16 protein-coding genes are annotated in these 16,115 nt (G+C 72.3%); 3 read left to right on the top strand and 13 right to left on the bottom strand.

What is annotated here, in order from left to right:
- Positions 1-10: 10 nt before the first annotated feature.
- Together E8D34_RS08315 and E8D34_RS08310 are read left to right on the top strand one after the other, a co-directional pair.
- Positions 11-892, top strand: a complete 882-nt coding sequence (locus tag E8D34_RS08315) for a YegS/Rv2252/BmrU family lipid kinase (RefSeq protein ID WP_240771227.1) — start codon at positions 11-13, stop codon at positions 890-892.
- Complete coding sequence (locus E8D34_RS08310) at positions 889-3,714, top strand: DEAD/DEAH box helicase (RefSeq protein WP_136594158.1); 2,826 nt, start codon at positions 889-891, stop codon at positions 3,712-3,714. The genes E8D34_RS08315 and E8D34_RS08310 overlap by 4 nt, the downstream gene beginning before the upstream one ends.
- A 69-nt stretch (positions 3,715-3,783) precedes the next feature.
- Here the strand turns inward: E8D34_RS08310 and E8D34_RS08305 are convergent, their stop codons facing one another.
- Positions 3,784-4,197, bottom strand: coding sequence for a MarR family transcriptional regulator (locus tag E8D34_RS08305; RefSeq protein ID WP_206056622.1), 414 nt, complete (start codon positions 4,195-4,197; stop codon positions 3,784-3,786).
- A 157-nt stretch (positions 4,198-4,354) separates the two neighbouring features.
- On the opposite strand from E8D34_RS08305, the gene E8D34_RS08300 reads away from it, so the two are divergent.
- Positions 4,355-5,443 carry a substrate-binding domain-containing protein gene (locus E8D34_RS08300; protein WP_136594157.1) on the top strand — a complete coding sequence of 363 codons (1,089 nt, stop codon included), beginning with the start codon at positions 4,355-4,357 and terminating at the stop codon, positions 5,441-5,443.
- A 44-nt stretch (positions 5,444-5,487) separates the two neighbouring features.
- On the opposite strand, the gene E8D34_RS08295 is transcribed toward E8D34_RS08300, so the two are convergent.
- The 12 genes from E8D34_RS08295 to E8D34_RS08240 all read right to left on the bottom strand — a co-directional run bounded on the left by E8D34_RS08295 (position 5,488) and on the right by E8D34_RS08240 (position 16,074).
- The gene (locus E8D34_RS08295) at positions 5,488-6,255 is read right to left on the bottom strand and encodes an urease accessory protein UreD (RefSeq protein ID WP_136594156.1); all 768 of its coding nucleotides are present in this window, start codon (positions 6,253-6,255) and stop codon (positions 5,488-5,490) included.
- Positions 6,239-6,988, bottom strand: a complete 750-nt coding sequence (ureG, locus tag E8D34_RS08290) for an urease accessory protein UreG (protein ID WP_136594155.1) — start codon at positions 6,986-6,988, stop codon at positions 6,239-6,241. The genes E8D34_RS08295 and ureG overlap by 17 nt, the downstream gene beginning before the upstream one ends.
- A complete protein-coding gene (locus tag E8D34_RS08285) occupies positions 6,981-7,682 on the bottom strand; it encodes an urease accessory UreF family protein (RefSeq protein ID WP_136594154.1) in 702 nt (233 codons plus the stop codon). The genes ureG and E8D34_RS08285 overlap by 8 nt, the downstream gene beginning before the upstream one ends.
- A gap of 26 nt (positions 7,683-7,708) precedes the next feature.
- A complete protein-coding gene (locus tag E8D34_RS08280; protein WP_136594153.1) occupies positions 7,709-9,415 on the bottom strand; it encodes an urease subunit alpha in 1,707 nt (568 codons plus the stop codon).
- Entirely contained in the window at positions 9,408-9,746 is a 339-nt protein-coding gene (ureB, locus tag E8D34_RS08275) for an urease subunit beta (RefSeq protein ID WP_136594152.1), read from the bottom strand. The genes E8D34_RS08280 and ureB overlap by 8 nt, the downstream gene beginning before the upstream one ends.
- Positions 9,747-9,812: 66 nt before the next feature.
- Positions 9,813-10,115: an urease subunit gamma gene (locus E8D34_RS08270; RefSeq protein ID WP_136594151.1), complete on the bottom strand. Its 303-nt coding sequence runs from the start codon at positions 10,113-10,115 to the stop codon at positions 9,813-9,815.
- A gap of 103 nt (positions 10,116-10,218) precedes the next feature.
- A complete protein-coding gene (locus tag E8D34_RS08265; protein ID WP_136594150.1) occupies positions 10,219-10,899 on the bottom strand; it encodes an ATP-binding cassette domain-containing protein in 681 nt (226 codons plus the stop codon).
- Positions 10,892-11,674: an urea ABC transporter ATP-binding protein UrtD gene (gene urtD, locus E8D34_RS08260; protein WP_136594149.1), complete on the bottom strand. Its 783-nt coding sequence runs from the start codon at positions 11,672-11,674 to the stop codon at positions 10,892-10,894. The genes E8D34_RS08265 and urtD overlap by 8 nt, the downstream gene beginning before the upstream one ends.
- Complete coding sequence (gene urtC, locus E8D34_RS08255) at positions 11,671-12,789, bottom strand: urea ABC transporter permease subunit UrtC (protein ID WP_136594148.1); 1,119 nt, start codon at positions 12,787-12,789, stop codon at positions 11,671-11,673. The genes urtD and urtC overlap by 4 nt, the downstream gene beginning before the upstream one ends.
- Positions 12,786-13,670: an urea ABC transporter permease subunit UrtB gene (gene urtB / locus E8D34_RS08250; RefSeq protein WP_136594147.1), complete on the bottom strand. Its 885-nt coding sequence runs from the start codon at positions 13,668-13,670 to the stop codon at positions 12,786-12,788. The genes urtC and urtB overlap by 4 nt, the downstream gene beginning before the upstream one ends.
- Positions 13,671-13,781: 111 nt before the next feature.
- Positions 13,782-15,026, bottom strand: coding sequence for an urea ABC transporter substrate-binding protein (gene urtA, locus E8D34_RS08245; RefSeq protein ID WP_136594146.1), 1,245 nt, complete (start codon positions 15,024-15,026; stop codon positions 13,782-13,784).
- Between the two features lie 142 nt (positions 15,027-15,168).
- Positions 15,169-16,074 carry a 5'-3' exonuclease H3TH domain-containing protein gene (locus tag E8D34_RS08240; RefSeq protein WP_136594334.1) on the bottom strand — a complete coding sequence of 302 codons (906 nt, stop codon included), beginning with the start codon at positions 16,072-16,074 and terminating at the stop codon, positions 15,169-15,171.
- Positions 16,075-16,115 lie beyond the last annotated feature (41 nt).

The following is a 16,115-nucleotide window of genomic DNA, read 5'->3' as shown; positions in this document are numbered from 1 at the left end:
GGCTGATCGGGTGGCCGGCGAGATCCGGGACGTCGTCGTCCTCACCAATCCCACGGCGGGCGGCGGGCGCGCACCGCGCGTGCGCGACGAGGCGCTGCCCTGGCTGCGGGGCGCGGGGTGGCAGGTCCGGTCGCTGGTCGGTCGCGACGCCGAGGAGGCCGCCGACCTGGCCCGCAAGGCGCTCGCGGACGGCGCGGACGCCCTGGTGGTCTGCGGCGGCGACGGACTCGTCAACCTCGGGCTGCAGCTCGTCGCCGGCACCGACGTGGCCCTCGGGCTGCTGCCGGCCGGCGGCGGCAACGACCTCGCCCGGTACCTCGGCGTGCCGCGCTCCGGCGGTGGCGCCGCGGCCCGGCACCTGCTCGCCGCCCACCCCCGTCCGATCGACCTGGCGCGGCTCGGCGACCGGTACTACGCCACGGTGCTCGCCGCCGGGTTCGACGCCGTCGTCAACGAGCGGGCCAACCGGATGCGACGGCCCCGCGGCCAGGCGCGCTACACCCTCGCCACGCTCGCCGAGCTGCGCACCTTCCGACCTCGCCCCTACGTCCTCGACCTCGACGGCGTCGAGGTGCGCCTCGAGGCATCGCTGGTCGCGGTCGGGAACGGGCCGTCGTACGGCGGGGGACTGCGCATCTGCGAGGGCGCGGACCTGCACGACGGCCTCCTCGACGTGGTCGTGGTCGGTCCGCTCACCAGGGCCGACCTGGTCCGCACCTACCCGCGGCTGTTCCGGGGCTCGCACGTCCACCACCCCCAGTTCGAGCGTCACCGGGCCACCCGGGTCACGGTGACCGCTCCCGACATCGTCGGCTACGCCGACGGCGAGAGGTTCGGTGCGTTGCCGTTGACCGTGGAGTCCGTCCCCGCCGCCGTCCAGGTGCTCGCATGAGCGCCGGACGCGACCGCCCCGCGTTCGACGGGCACCCGGAGGCCGAGGACGCCGAGGCCAGCCCCGCCGAGCGGTACGCCGCCTCCCGGCGTCGCGCGCAGCACCCGGTCCTCCACGACTTCGCCGGCGCGTACCCCTTCGGGCTCGACGACTTCCAGGTGGAGGCGTGCCGCGAGGTCGAGGACGGACGCGGGGTGCTGGTCGCCGCACCGACGGGCGCCGGCAAGACCGTGGTCGGCGAGTTCGCGGTCCACCTGGCGCTGCACAACGGCCGCAAGTGCTTCTACACCACGCCGATCAAGGCGCTGTCGAACCAGAAGTACAACGACCTCGTCGACCGCTACGGCGCCGACCGGGTCGGCCTGCTCACCGGCGACACCTCGATCAACGGCGAGGCGCCGATCGTGGTGATGACCACCGAGGTGCTGCGCAACATGCTCTACGCGCGCTCCCGCACCCTGGTCGACCTCGGCTACGTGGTGATGGACGAGGTGCACTACCTCGCCGACCGCTCCCGCGGCGCCGTCTGGGAGGAGGTGATCATCCACCTCCCGGAGTCGGTGTCGGTGATCTCGCTGTCGGCGACCGTCTCCAACGCCGAGGAGTTCGGCGAGTGGCTGGAGACCGTGCGCGGCGCCACCAGCACGATCGTGGCCGAGCGGCGGCCGGTGCCGCTGTACCAGCACGTCATGGTCGGCCGGCGCCTGCTCGACCTCTTCGCCTCCTCCGACGTGGACGCGGCCGCGGGGTTCGTCCGCGAGGGCGCCCCGGTCAACGAGGAGCTGATGCGCCTGGCCCGCGACGACTGGGCCAGCTCGCGCCTGATGCGCGACCGGCGATCGCCGCGCAAGGGCAAGCCGGGATCGTCGAAGAACCCGCGCGCGGTCGGCAACGGCCGCCGGGTGTGGATCCCGTCGCGCACCGACATGATCGACCGGCTGGAGCGCCAGCAGCTGCTCCCGGCGATCGTCTTCATCTTCAGCCGGGCCGGCTGCGACGCCGCGGTCCAGCAGTGCCTCGACGCCAACCTCCGACTGACCACCCCCGAGGAGCGCGACGAGGCCATCGCGTACGTCGAGAGCACCGTCGGCCGGCTCCCGTCCGCGGACCTCGAGGTGCTCGGCTACCACGACTTCCTCGACGCCGTCAGCCGCGGCGTCGCCGCCCACCACGCCGGTCTGCTGCCGTCGTTCAAGGAGTGCGTCGAGCAGCTCTACCTGCGCGGGCTGGTCAAGGTGGTCTTCGCGACGGAGACGCTGGCGCTGGGCATCAACATGCCCGCCCGCACCGTCGTGCTGGAGAAGCTGACCAAGTGGAACGGCGAGACGCACGCCGACATCACACCGGGGGAGTACACCCAGCTCACCGGCCGCGCCGGACGACGCGGCCTGGACATCGAAGGCCACGCGGTCGTGCTCTGGCAGCCGGGGATGAACCCGCGGGAGCTGGCCGGTCTCGCCTCCACCCGCACCTATCCGCTGCGCTCCTCGTTCCGGCCGTCGTACAACATGGCGGTCAACCTGGTCGACGCCTACGGCCGGCACCGTGCCCGCGAGCTGCTGGAGCTCTCGTTCGCCCAGTTCCAGGCCGACCGGGCGGTCGTCGGGCTGGCCCGCCAGCTGCGCAAGGCCGAGGACGCGCTCGCCGGCTACGAGGAGTCGGCGACCTGCCACCTCGGCGACTTCATGGAGTACGCCGCGCTGCGCCGCGCGATCAGCGACAAGGAGAAGGAGGCGAGCCGCAGCCGCCGCACCGACCGGCGCACCGAGGCCGCCGCCTCCCTGGAGCAGCTGCGGGCCGGCGACGTGATCGTGGTCCCCGCCGGGAAGTTCGCCGGACCCGCGGTGATCGTCGACCCCGGCCTCTCGGAGCAGGGCCACCGGCCGCTGGTGATCACCGCGGACCGGCAGGGCAAGCGGCTCTCGCCGCCCGACTTCCCGGTCCCGGTCGAGCCGGTCGCCACGATCCGCCTGCCGAAGCGGATCGACCCGCGCAACCCGCACCAGCGCAAGGACGTGGCGCAGGCGATCCGCGAGGCCGTCCGCGAGCTGCCGCACTCGGTGACCCGGCCGCGCGCCGAGCGGGCGCCGATCGACGGCGCGGTCGCCGAGGAGATCGCCGCGCTCCGCGCCCAGGTCCGCGCGCACCCCTGCCACGGCTGCCCCGAGCGCGAGGACCACGCCCGCTGGGCCGAGCGCTGGTACCGGCTGGACCGGGATGCGCAGACCCTGGCCCGACGCGTCGAGCGGCGCACCAACACCGTGGCCCGCACGTTCGACCGGGTCTGCGAGGTCCTGGAGGCACTCGACTACCTGGACGGGGACGACGTCACCGACCGTGGCCGGGGCCTGATGAGGATCTACTCCGAGCTCGACCTGGTCGCGGCCGAGGCGCTGCGCGCCGGCCTGCTGGACGGCCTGACGCCGGTGCAGCTCGCCGCGGTCGTCTCCACACTGGTCTACGAGGCCCGACGACCCGACGAGGCCGTGCCGGGCGTCCCGGGCGGCCAGGTGAGCGTCCGGATCGACGAGCTGGTGCGGCTGTGGGGCACGCTCGAGGCCCTCGAGCGCGACCACCGGCTGGACTTCCTCCGCCGACCCGACGCCGGGTTCGCGTGGACCGCCTACCGGTGGGCCGACGGCCAGGCCCTCGACGAGGTGCTCGGGCGCGCCGACCTGACCGCGGGCGACTTCGTGCGGCAGATGAAGCAGCTCGTCGACTTCATGGGCCAGATCGCCGACGCTGCCGCCGGGACGCCGGTCCGCGCCGTCGCCCAGGAGTCGGTGCGGCTGCTGCGCCGTGGGATCGTGGCGGGCGCCTGACCCGGCCCCGCCCGCGGCCGGCCCCGAGTCCGCCCTCGACCGCGTCGGGATCCGGACGTCCGTGCCGGTTCAGGCTGTCGGGGTCGCGACCGGCAGGGTGGCGCTCCGCTCCGCGGCAAGCAGCCGGGCCGCGTAGTCGCGGCCGAGCGGGGAGAGGGCGACCACGGCCCGACGCCTGTCCGCCGGGTCGATCCGGCGGACCACCAGCGCGCGCTCGACCAGCCGGTCCATGTGCCGGGTCAGCGACGCGGCCGGGACCACCGCCAGGGTGGCCACCTCGCTCATCCCGAGTCCCGGGTCGGCGTCGACCACGGCGAGGATCCGCCAGTGCTCGAGTGTGAGTCCGTGCTCGTCGAGGACCGGCTGCAGCACCTCGCGCAGCGCCGCCTCGACCTGACGCACCCGGACAGCCAGGCTCGGCGTGCCGGGGTTGGCGTCAGCCGGATCGGCCACCGTGGCCTCCTCCGCGCTCAGGGACTGCATCGGGTCACCTCGCTCGCTCCGGTCGTGCGTCACATTCGTGAGAAGCCCGCGACGGTGCGGTCCGGCCGGCCCTATCGTAGGCGAGACCTGTTCGCTCGGTTGTCCCACGCGCCCGCAATGTCGCCGGCCGTGCCCACCGTTGCCCCACGGAGGTCCCGTGGCCGAGACGTACGCGGCGCTGCGCGCCGCCCGGACGCTCGCGATCGCGTTCGTCGTACCGTTGCAGGGACCGACCGGCATCTACGGCCCCTCGTGCCTGGCCTGCGGCGAGCTGGCCGTGGAGCAGCTGAACGCCGGCCGCGGCATCGCGGGCCGGGAGGTCGAGCTGGTGATCGTGGACGGCGGTCGCGACCCGGAGGTGGTCGCCGACGAGGTCGGCGCGCTGGTCGACACCGGCCGCGTGCAGGCGGTCGCCGGCTGGCACATCTCCGCGGTGCGCCAGGCCATCACCCGCCGCGTCGGCGGTCGTGTGGTCTACGCCTTCGCCGCCATGCACGAGGGCGGCGACGAGACGCCGGGCGTCTTCATGCTCGGCGAGCGCCCGATCAACCAGCTCCTGCCCGCCGCCCACTGGATGCGCCGTGAGCTCGGCGTCGGGCGCTGGGCGATCGTCGGCAACGACTACGTCTTCCCCCGTGTCACCGGGACCACCGCCCGGCTGGCCCTGGAGGGCACGGACTCCCAGGTCGTCAGCGAGACCTACGTGCCGCTGGGCACGAGCGACTTCAGCGGCGTACTGGCCCGGCTCAACGACCAGCCCGTGGACGGCGTGATCATGCTGCTGATGGGTCAGGACGCCGTGCACTTCAACCGCCAGTTCGCGCGCTCGGGCCTGGCCGTCCAGATGCCCCGCCTCAGCCCCGCGGTCGAGGAGAACACCCTGCTGGCCGGCGGAGCCGGCGCGCACGAGGGCCTCTACGCCGCTGCCGCCTACTTCGACTCGCTGCGCACCAGCGAGAGCTCGGAGCTGGCCGCGGCCTACTACGGGCGCTGGGGAGCCTGGGCGCCCGCGCTCAACGCCGTGGGAGAGTCCTGCTACGAGGCACTGCTCTTCCTCGCCCGGCTGGGCGAGGTGTGCGGGTCGGTCTCCATGGAGTCGGTCGCCCGCCTGGAGACGGGCCACTTCTACTCCAGCCCACGCGGCCTGATGCGGCTGGACGGCAACCTGGTCGACCAGGACGTCTATCTCGCCGAGGCAGACGGACTGGAGTTCCGGATCACCGACCAGATCGCCCGCGCACGCTAGGGCGGGCCCGGCGCCTCGTCGGGCCGCACCCGCGGGCTCCCGCCCTAGGGGACCCACGCCGGTTCCCCGGCCGCCGCCACCGCGGCCCGCCACGCCTCGCCGAGGTCGGCCTCGTGAGCCTCGCAGCCGAGCCTGCGCCACAACGCGCCGCCGCGCTCGAGGAGGTACCGGTCCCGCTCGGGACCGACCGGTCCGCCGGCGGCCGCGCCTCCGACCGCGAGCACCGCGCCGACCACCCGGTGACCGCCCAGCAGCAGCGGCGCGGTGGTCGGGTCCAGTGGCATCTCCTCGACCAGTGCCGGGCGGCCGGCCACGGTCACGTCGGTGCGCTGGGTGATCCGTCCGGGCGGCTCGCCGTACCGGCCGAGCACCAAGGTCTCCCGCAGCGCGAGCGCCGCGCCGTCGGCCATGCGCACCGAGGTCCGCCGATCGACCGACGCTCCGGCCGAGACCACGAACGGCTCGCCGGCCCAGGTCAGCACGGCGCCCGGACCGAGGGTGATCCGCACGGACCACCGGGCGGCGGCGCCCCGCATGTCGTAGGCCACCGTGCCGCCGGGCTCGACCAGGTCCAGGCGCGCGCCGGCCTCCACCTCGACGTCGATCTCCACCGCGTCGCCGGCCAGCAACAGGGCGCCCTCCGGCACGAGCGAGACGCGGGCAGCGGCACGCTCCTGGGTCATCACCACCGGCCGCACCGAGGGCGCGGTCGGGTCCGAGAGCGTGACGGCGCTGCGTACCCGGCAGCGGCCGGCGTCGGTGAGGGTGGCCCGGAGTCGGGTGCGGGCGACCCGGTCAGTGTCCGTGAGCATGCCCGTGCTCGTGAGCGTGCTCGTGCTCGTGCTCGTGGTCCTCGGCGTGGAAGTGCGGGGCCATCGGACCGGGGTCCGTCGGCACCCAGTGCCCCTCGCGGTGACGGTCCCGGACCGCGCCGAGCCAGGCGAGGAGCGCATCGATGCTGGCACGGTCGGAGCGCGAGAGCCCGATCACCGGGCGATCGCCCCGCGCGCGCCGGGCGTCGTCGAGCATGCGCGCCACGTCCACCCCGACGTACGGCGCCAGGTCGGTCTTGTTGACGACCAGCAGGTCGGCCCGCTCGATACCCGGCCCTCCCTTGCGCGCCACGTCGCCGCCACCGGCCACGTCGAGCACGAAGATCTGGACGTCGACGAGGGCGGGGGAGAAGGTCGCGGTGAGGTTGTCGCCGCCGGACTCCAGCAGCACCGCGTCCAACCCCGGGTAGTCGTGCTCGAGCTCCTGGACCGCGATGAGGTTCGCGCTGATGTCGTCGCGGATCGCCGTGTGCGGGCACGCGCCGGTCTCGACGGCGCGGATCCGGTCCTCGGCGAGCACACCCGCCGAGCGCAGGAACCGGGCGTCCTCGTCGGTGTAGATGTCGTTGGTGACGACGGCCAGGCTCCAGTCGGCCGCCAGCTCACGGCAGAGCAGGGCGATGAGGGAGCTCTTCCCGGTGCCGACGGGTCCGCAGACGCCGAGGCGGAGCGGCCGGGAGGCCTCGGAGTGGTGGGCAACGGATTCAGGCACGGAAGAGCCTCCTCGTGGTGGTCGCGTGGGCCTGCGCCCACGCCTCGATCTGGGGTGCGGCGACGGCCGGCACGTCGGCCGGGTCGGTCACCTCGGCGACCGCTCGGGTCACCTCGTCCACGGCGGGCAGCGCCTGCGCCACCCAGCCGGTCACGACGAACGGATCCAGCGGCACCAGCTTGAGCGCCGCGGCGCAGACGGTCTGCACGTCGTCGTACGCGACCAGGCGCGCCAGCGTGGCGGCGCCGAGCCCGAGGTGCGCGGCGACGGCCCCGAGCACGGTCGCCCGGGCCGGGCGGTCCAGCCCGGCCAGCGGCGGCAGCGCGGCCGGCCAGATCCGCTCGACGACCATCAGCAGCGCCCGACCCTGCTGGCGCGAGGCCTCGCGCAGCGCAGGCGCCACGGTGCGCGCCGCCCACGCGTCGTCCACCGCGGCCAGCGAGCCGCCGGAGAGCACCGCCGCCCGGGCGGCCACGGCGGTGCCGGCCTCGACCCGGGTGACCCCGAGCAGCCGGGCGCGCAGGAATCCGGGTACGTCCGCCGCGCCCAACCCGTGGGCCAGCGCCCCTTCGAGCGTCCCCGACTGGGTGTGACCGCCGACCGGGAGCCGGGCGTCCGCGAGCAGCAGCAGGAACAGCTCGGGATCGACCCCGCCCGCCCCCGGTCCGCCCGCACGGGCTCCCGGATCCGTCATCTCCTCGAGCACCATCTCGTCGTGGTTCAGAACATCGTGTAGAGCTGGGCCAACGGCAGCTCGGTCGCGGGAGCAGGGGTGATCCGCTCGCCGTCCACGTCGATGGCGAAGGTCTCCGGGTCGATGTCGATGCGGGGGAGCGCGTCGTTGTTGATCATCGACGCCTTGGACACCTCGCGGGTCGGTCGGACCGCGGCCAGCTCGCGACGCAGGCCGAGCCGGTCGGCCAGCCCGTCCTCGAGGGCGGCCGGGGCGACGAAGCTGACCGAGTACGGGCTGCCGTCCTCGACCAGGGTCGGCCGCATCAGGACCGGCTGCGGCGTCGGGATGGAGGCGTTGGGGTCGCCCAGCGCCGCCCAGACCAGCGCGCCGCCCTTGATCACGACATCGGGCCGGATGCCGAAGAACCGGGGGTCCCAGAGCACCAGGTCGGCCATCTTGCCCGCCTCGACGGAGCCGACCTCGTGGTCGATGCCGTGCGCGATCGCCGGGTTGATCGTGTACTTGGCGACGTACCGCTTGGCACGCTTGTTGTCCGCCGGTCCCTCGCCCAGGTCGGCGTGCGCGCCGAACCGGGCCTTCATCACGTGGGCGACCTGCCACGTGCGGCAGACCACCTCCCCGATCCGGCCCATCGCCTGGGCGTCGGAGGAGGTGATCGACATCGCGCCGATGTCGTGCAGCAGGTCCTCGGCCGCGATCGTGGTGGCGCGGATCCGCGACTCGGCGAACGCCAGGTCCTCGGGCACCCGCGGGTTGAGGTGGTGGCAGACCATCAGCATGTCGAGGTGCTCGGCGACCGTGTTCACGGTGTGGGGGAGCGTCGGGTTGGTCGATCCGGGGATCACGTGCGGGAGCGAGGCCACGGTCAGGATGTCCGGCGCGTGGCCGCCGCCGGCCCCCTCGGCGTGGAAGGCGTGGATGCTGCGTCCGGCGATCGCACCGACGGTGGACTCCACGAAGCCGGCCTCGTTGAGGCTGTCGGAGTGCAGCGCGACCTGCAGGCCGTACTCGTCCGCGGCACGCAGCGCGGCGTCGATGGCGGCCGGGGTCGAGCCCCAGTCCTCGTGCACCTTGTAGCCGGCGGCGCCGGCGAGCGCCTGCTCGGCCAGCCCGGCGGCGCTGACGGTGTTGCCCTTGCCGAGGAGCAGCACGTTGACGGGGACGGTGTCCAGCGCCCGGTGCACCGCGGCCAGGTGCCAGGCACCCGGGGTGACCGTGGTGGCCTTCGAGCCCTCGGAGGGTCCGGTGCCGCCGCCGCCGACCGTGGTGATCCCGGTGGCCAGCGCCTCGACCAGCTGCGAGCGGGAGAGCAGGTGGACGTGGATGTCGATCGCACCCGCGGTGAGGATCCGACCCTCGCCGGAGACGACGTCGGTGCCGGGACCGATCACCAGGTCGGGGTGCACGCCGTCGGCGATGTCGGGGTTGCCCGAGCGGCCCAACGCCACGATCCGTCCGCCGCGGATGCCGACGTCGGCCTTCACGATGCCCCAGTGGTCGAGCACGAGCGCGTTCGTGATCACGGTGTCCAACGCGCCCTCGGCCGAGGCCCGGGTGGACTGCGCCATCGACTCGCGGATCGACTTGCCGCCGCCGAAGACGGCTTCCTCGCCGCCGACGACGAGGTCCTGCTCGACCTCGATCCAGAGGTCGGTGTCACCGAGCCTGACCTGGTCACCGACGGTGGGACCGTAGAGCGCGGCGTACGCGGACCTGCTGATCTCAACCATCGAGGACACCCCCGTCGTTGCGGACCTGGATCCCCGGAACCGTCCGAGCGCCGCGGAGGGCGACGATCGCCACCTCCTGGGACGCGCCGGGCTCGAAGCGCCGCGACGTCCCGGACGGGATGTCGAGCCGGAAGCCGTGGGCCGCCGCCCGGTCGAGATCCAGAGCCGAGTTCGCGTCGGGCAGGTGGATGTGGGAGCCGATCTGGACCGGCCGGTCGCCGGTGTTCGTGACCACGATGGTGGCCCGCTCCTCGGCGCTCCGGTCGCCGTTGAGCACCACGGTGCCCGGGGCCGTCCGGGTCGCGCCCGGTCCGTCGGTGACGCCGCTCATGCCGCTCTCCTCACAGGTCGGAACTCCTCGCGCAATGGGATCAGGAACTCGGGTCGGGACGCCGGGTCAGGCGATCGGGTGGTGCAGGGTGACCAGCTTGCGACCGTCGGGGAAGGTCGCCTCGACCTGGACGTCGACCACCATCTCCGGCACGCCGGGCATCACCTGGTCGCTGGTGAGCACCTCGCGTCCGCGCTCCATCAGCTCGGCGACGCCGGCGCCGGCTCGCGCCTCCTCGATCACCCAGCACGACAGCAGCGCGACCGACTCGGGGTAGTTGAGCTTCACGCCGCGACCCAGACGGTCGCGCGCGACCATCCCGGCCACGCTGAGCAGCAGCTTCTCGGTGTCGGACCCAGTCAGGTACATCGGTGAGCGTCTCCTCCTAGGTCGGTGCCGCGGCGAGCCGCGGCCGCGGTCGCAGCGTGCGGCCAGGGTTGCATAGTGACGGGCGTCACGGCGTTCAAGGGGTCTAGACCGCCATCGCCGCTCGAACGGCCTCCAGGGCTCCGTCGCCGCCCGCACCGCTCGTGGTGATCCGCCCCGACTCGAGGACGTAGTAGGAGTCGGTGCTGCGCAGCGCGAACCCGACGTGCTGCTCGACGAGGAGCACGGACAGGTCGCCGCGCTTGGTCAGGTCGACGATGACCCCCTCGATCTCGGCGACCACGTTCGGCTGGATGCCCTCGGTCGGCTCGTCGAGGATCAGCATCCGCGGCTGGGTGAGCAGCGTGCGCGCGATCGCGAGCTGCTGGCGCTGGCCGCCGCTCAGCAGGCCGGCGCGTCTGCTCAGCAGCCCCCGCAACGCCGGGAACGTGTCGAGGACGTCGTCGATCGCCGCCTTGTCGGTGGTGATCAGCCGGAGGTTCTCGAGGGTCGTCATCTGGGGGAAGGACTGCTGCCCCTGCGGCACGTAGCCCAGGCCGCGCTTCACCCGGGCGCTCGGGCGCATCGCGGTGACGTCTTCGCCGTCGAGCAGCACGGTGCCGGACCTGACCGGCAGCAGGCCGACCGCGACGCGCAGCAGCGTGGTCTTGCCGGCCCCGTTGTGGCCCATCACAGCGACGGCGCCGCCCTCGGGGACCTTCAGGTCGACGTCGTCGAGCACCATCGATCGGCCGTAGCCGGCCGTGACCCCCCTGATCTCAAGCATGGTCGGCTCCTTCCGCGGTGCGGCCCAGGTAGACCTCCTGGACCTTGGGGTTGGCCTGGATGTCGGCCACCGTGCCCTCGGTCAGCACCTTGCCCGCGTGCATCACGGTGACGATGTCGGCGTACTCCCGGACGAAGTCCATGTCGTGCTCGATCACCACGATCGTGCGTTCCTCACCGATCCGGCGCAGCAGGTCGCCGGTCTCGGCGCGCTCCTCGGCACTCATCCCGGCCACCGGCTCGTCGAGCAGCATCACCTTCGAGTCCTGGACCAGGAGCATCCCGATCTCCAGCCACTGCTTCTGCCCGTGGGCCAGCACCCCCGCCGGCCGGTCGGCCAGCGCGGACAGGCCGATGGTCTCCATCGCCTCCTGGACGTACTCCGGCACCCCGCGACGGGCGCGCAGCATGCCCCACGCGGAGCGGTGCACGCCGCCGGCGATGTCGAGGTTCTGCAGGACCGAGAGCTCCTCGAAGACGGTCGCTGTCTGGAAGGTCCGGCCGAGCCCGGCCCGAACGATCCGGTGCGACTTCATGCCGAGCAGCTGGCGCCCCCGGTACTCCGCGCGTCCGGTCGCCGGGACCAGCCCGGTGACGGCGTCGACGAGCGTCGTCTTGCCGGCGCCGTTGGGGCCGATCAGGAAGTGCAGCTGGCCCTGGAGGAGGGTCAGGTCGACGCCGTCGACGGCCTTGAAGCCGTCGAAGTCGACCGTCAGGCCGGTGATCTCCAGGTAGTCGAGTCCGCGGCTGTCGGGCGGGGCGATCTTGGGCGTCATGCGGGAGCCTCCTGCTGGGCCGGGGCCGGGGTGGACGGTGCCGGTCGCCAACGCGCCCAGAGCCGGGGGAGGACCGAGGCCAGGCCGGCCGGGATGAAGAGGATCACCACGATGAAGAGGGCGCCGAGGAAGTAGGTCCACTGCTCGGGGAAGCTCTCCGAGAGGTAGGTCCTGCCGAAGCCCACGGCGAGCGCGCCGAGCGCCGGACCGAGGAGCGCCGCCCGTCCGCCGAGCGCCACGCCCGCGATCAGCATGATCGAGGCCAGGGCGTTGACCTCGCGCGGGTTGATCAGGCCCGCCAGCGGCACGAACATGGCGCCGCCGATGCTGGCCATGATCGCGGCGACGACGAACGCGACGACCTTGATGTTGGCCGGGTCGTGGCCGAGGAAGCGGACCCGCTCCTCGGCGTCACGGACCGCCACGAGCAGCTCGCCGAAGCGGCTGCGGTAGAGCTGGTAGGTGACCACCAGCATCGCGATCAGCAGGCCGGCGGTGATGTAGAAGAGCATCTGCCGGTTGGCCGGGTCGTAGAGGTTGTAGCCGAAGAACGAGCTGAGCGAGTTCAGGCCCGTCTGGCCGCCGGTGTACTTGATCTGCGAGACCAGCAGCGCCGCGAAGGCCACCGTCAACGCTTGGGAGAGGATGGCGAAGTACGCACCCTTGATCCGGCGCTTGAACACGGAGAACCCCAGCAGCGCCGCGAGCAGCGCCGGGAGCACGATGATCGCGGCCACCGTGAAGGCCCCGCTCCGGAAGGGCTCCCACCACGCGGGCAGGGTGCCGTCGCCGAAGTTGAGCATGAAGTCCGGCACCCCGCCCGTGGACTCCGCCGCCTCGAGCTTGAGGTGCATGCCCATCGCGTAGGCGCCGATGCCGAAGAAGAGCCCCTGGCCGAGCACCAGCATGCCGCCGCGGCCCCAGGCGATGCCGATCCCGACGGCGGCGATGGCGTAGCAGCAGTACTTGCCCAGGTTGTTCAGCCGGAACTGGCTGAGGACCGCGGGAGCCACCACCAGGAGCAGCAGCGCGAGCACCGCGATGCCGATCAGCGGCGCCGCGGCCCGGAGCGCCCGCGTGGCCGTGGCCGTCGGGGCCGCCTCCGGGGCACTCATACGAGGCTCCGCGTGCGGACGACGAACAGGCCCTGCGGCCGGACCTGGAGGAAGGCGACCACGATCAGGAAGGTCAGCACCACGGCCATGCTCCCGTCGGTGAAGTAGGTGAGGAACGAACGGAGGATGCCGAACGCGAACGCCGCGATCACGGCGCCCTTGATCTGCCCGATGCCGCCGACGACGACCACCAGGAAGGCCCAGATGATGTACTCCTGGCCCATCGTCGACTCCACGGCGGTGATCCGGGTGACCGCGACACCCGCGATGCCGGCCAGGCCGGACCCGATGAAGAAGGTCAACCGGTCCACGTTGCGGGTCGAGACGCCGACCGTCTCCGCCAGGCCGCGGCTCTGCACCGTGGCGCGCATCTGGCGGCCGAAGGCGGTCGATTTCATCAGCCACGCCATCGCCGCCAGGCAGCCGAGAGCGAGCACCAGGATGAATGCCTGGCTGTAGGGATAGCGGTAGCCCAGGATCCCGATCTGGCCGCTCAGCCAGCTGGGCGCCTCGACCGCGACCGCCTGCGCACCGAAGATGTCCTTGGCCGCCTGCTGCAGGACGAGGCTGACACCGAACGTGACCAGGAGCGTGTCGAGGGGCCGGTCGTACATCCAGCGGATGATCGTGACCTCGAGCAGGACGCCGAGCAGTCCGGCGATCACGAACGCCACGGGGATCGCGATCAGCAGCGAGACGTCCGCGTTCGTGACCACCTGCTGGGTCATGTAGGCGGTGTAGGCGCCGGCCATCACGAATTCGCCGTGGGCCATGTTGATGACGCCCATCTGGCCGAACGTGAGGGCGAGGCCGAGGGAGATGAGGAGGAGCGCGGCGCCGAACGAGGCACCGGTGAAGACCTGCGAGATGACAACGTCCATGCCAGACGCCTTCCTGCCGGGGACGGGCCCGGTGGTCCCGGCCGCGCTGCGACCGGGACCACCGAGGCACTCGACTGCTGAGCGGCGTACCGCTCCGGTTCGGCTAGCGGGTCACTCCTGGCTGGGGTCCCACCAGTCGTAGCCCTCGAGGTACGGGTCGGGCTCGATCGGCTCGCCCGAGGACCAGATCACGTCGATCAGCTTGTCCTTGTTGACCTGGCCGATCAGCGTGGTCTTGGCGATGTGGTGGTTCTCGCCGTTGACGGTGACGGTGCCCTCCGGGGCTTCGAAGGAGACGCCACCGGCCGCCTCGATCACCTTGTCCACGTCGAAGGAGTCGGCCTTCTCGACCATCGCCTTGTACAGGTACAGCGAGGTGTACGCCGCCTCCATCGGGTCCGAGGTCACCGCGTCCTTGCCGTACTTCGCCTTGAAGGCGGCGACGAACTCGTTGTTCTCCGGGCTGTCGACGGTCTGGTAGTAGTTCCACGACGTCATCTGTCCGGTGAGGTCGACGGGGATGGCCGCGGCCTCCTCCTCGGCGATCGACACCGAGACGATCGGGATGTTCTTCGCGCTCAGGCCCTTCTCGTCGTAGGCCTGGAGGAACGCGACGTTCGAGTCGCCGTTGATCGTGTTGAAGACGACGTCGGGCTTGGTGGCCACGATCTTGTCCACCGCGGTGCCCCAGGCGCCCTGGTCGAGCGGCTGGTACTCCTCGCCGACGACCTCGATGCCGTACTCGGCCGCGTACTGCTTGATGATCTTGTTGGCGGTGCGCGGGAACACGTAGTCCGAGCCGGCGAGGAAGATCGACGTGATCTTCTTCTCCTCGCGGAGGAAGTCCAGCGCCGGGATGATCTGCTGGTTGGTGGTCGCACCGGTGTAGAAGATGTTCCGGTCCGACTCCAGGCCCTCGTACTGGACCGGGTAGAACAGCAGCGAGTTCAGCTGCTTGAAGGTGTCCCGCATGGCGACGCGGGACGAGGAGGTCCAGCCACCGAAGACCGCCGCGACGCAGTCCTGCTGGATCAGCTTCTGGGCCTTCTCGTTGAAGACGGTGGGCTCGGAGGCGCCGTCCTCCTGGACGATGTCGATCTCCTTGCCGAGGATGCCGCCGTCGGCGTTGATCTCCTCGGCCGCCATGCTCAGCGACTTGGAGACCGTGGTCTCGCTGATCGACATCGGACCCGAGAGCGAGTTCAGGAAGCCGAGCTTGATGGTGTCGCCGGAGGTGTCGACGCAGCTCTCGACCGCGCCCTCCTCTCCGGACTTGGAGCCGCACGCGGAGAGCGCGAGCGTCGAGGTCAGCGCGAGGACGGTGCCCGCGACGAAGCGGGAGCGGGATGGGAACACGTGGGTACGACCCTCTCGGTCAGTCGGGCTACCGCAGTCGAGCGGTGGCCGCAGTGCCAAAGGGGCGCAGCGTCGAGCCCCGGTGGCGATGAACCTAGGGAGGCCGGATTTCGAACTATTACCAAATGGAATTAAATCGGGGTTACGCCTCGCCGAGCACGCCCGTGAGGCGCGCCACCGGGCTGTCCAGGCCCCAGCGCTCCGCGAGCGCGGACAGCGCCGCCGGGTCGGCGGGCGCGACAGGGAGGGCCAGCCCGGACCGGTCCAGCGGCAGGTCCCGGGCGACCGCGACCACCCGGGGGGCGACATCGAGGTAGTCGCTCGCGGCCGCGACCTTGGCGCGCACGCCGGCCGCCATCTCCGCGGCGGGATCGGCCGCCGCGGCGCGGATCCGCGCCAGGTCCCCGAAGCGGCCGAGCAGCGTCGCCGCCGTCTTCTCCCCGACACCCTTCACCCCCGGCAGGCCGTCCGAGGCGTCGCCGCGCAGGGTCGCGAAGTCGGCGTACTGGCCGGCCTCCACGCCGTACTTGTCGCGCACCCAGGCCTCGTCGACCCGCTCGTGGCGCCCCACGCCCTTCCCGATGTACAGCACCCGGACCGCGCGCTCGTCGTCCACGAGCTGGAACAGGTCGCGATCGCCGGTGACGACGTCGACCGGCATCCCGGCGTCGGTGGCGAGCGTGCCGATCACGTCGTCGGCCTCGTAGCCGGCGGCACCGACCACGGCGATGCCGAACGCGGAGAGCACCTCGCGGATGACCGGCACCTGGGGGAGCAGGGTGTCGGGCACCTCCTCGACATCGGGCCCGACGGGGACCGCCTCGACCACGCGGTGGGCCTTGTAGGTGTCGATCAGCTCGACCCGCCAGGCCGGGCGCCAGTCCTCGTCCCAGCAGCAGGCCAGGTGCGTGGGTCGGTACTGGTCCACCAGCCGGGAGATGTAGTCCAGCAGGCCGCGCACGGCGTTCACGTTCGTGCCGTCCGGCGCCAGGATCTCGGGGGAACCGAAGTACGCCCGGAAGTACATGCTCGCGGTGTCCAACAGCATCAGGCGCTCACTCACACCCGCCCACGCTAGTGGGCGGCGAT

Origin of the sequence: Nocardioides sp. GY 10113 (genome assembly GCF_004919105.1) — a bacterium.
In the GTDB taxonomy this organism is placed as follows: domain Bacteria; phylum Actinomycetota; class Actinomycetes; order Propionibacteriales; family Nocardioidaceae; genus Nocardioides.
The sequence above is the reverse complement of the archived record's forward strand: the minus strand, read 5'-3'. Positions and strand labels throughout refer to the sequence as shown.

What these genes read in the sequence shown, in the direction of transcription:
- E8D34_RS08305 (WP_206056622.1), bottom strand. Translation starts at nt 4,197, where the DNA reads ATGCAGTCCCTGAGCGCGGAGGAGGCCACGGTGGCCGATCCGGCTGAC.
- E8D34_RS08270 (WP_136594151.1), bottom strand. Translation starts at nt 10,115, where the DNA reads ATGTACCTGACTGGGTCCGACACCGAGAAGCTGCTGCTCAGCGTGGCC.
- E8D34_RS08285 (WP_136594154.1), bottom strand. Translation starts at nt 7,682, where the DNA reads ATGACGGATCCGGGAGCCCGTGCGGGCGGACCGGGGGCGGGCGGGGTC.
- ureB (WP_136594152.1), bottom strand. Translation starts at nt 9,746, where the DNA reads ATGAGCGGCGTCACCGACGGACCGGGCGCGACCCGGACGGCCCCGGGC.
- E8D34_RS08310 (WP_136594158.1), top strand. Translation starts at nt 889, where the DNA reads ATGAGCGCCGGACGCGACCGCCCCGCGTTCGACGGGCACCCGGAGGCC.
- urtC (WP_136594148.1), bottom strand. Translation starts at nt 12,789, where the DNA reads ATGAGTGCCCCGGAGGCGGCCCCGACGGCCACGGCCACGCGGGCGCTC.
- urtD (WP_136594149.1), bottom strand. Translation starts at nt 11,674, where the DNA reads ATGACGCCCAAGATCGCCCCGCCCGACAGCCGCGGACTCGACTACCTG.
- urtB (WP_136594147.1), bottom strand. Translation starts at nt 13,670, where the DNA reads ATGGACGTTGTCATCTCGCAGGTCTTCACCGGTGCCTCGTTCGGCGCC.
- E8D34_RS08265 (WP_136594150.1), bottom strand. Translation starts at nt 10,899, where the DNA reads ATGCTTGAGATCAGGGGGGTCACGGCCGGCTACGGCCGATCGATGGTG.
- E8D34_RS08240 (WP_136594334.1), bottom strand. Translation starts at nt 16,074, where the DNA reads ATGCTGTTGGACACCGCGAGCATGTACTTCCGGGCGTACTTCGGTTCC.
- E8D34_RS08295 (WP_136594156.1), bottom strand. Translation starts at nt 6,255, where the DNA reads ATGCTCACGGACACTGACCGGGTCGCCCGCACCCGACTCCGGGCCACC.
- E8D34_RS08280 (WP_136594153.1), bottom strand. Translation starts at nt 9,415, where the DNA reads ATGGTTGAGATCAGCAGGTCCGCGTACGCCGCGCTCTACGGTCCCACC.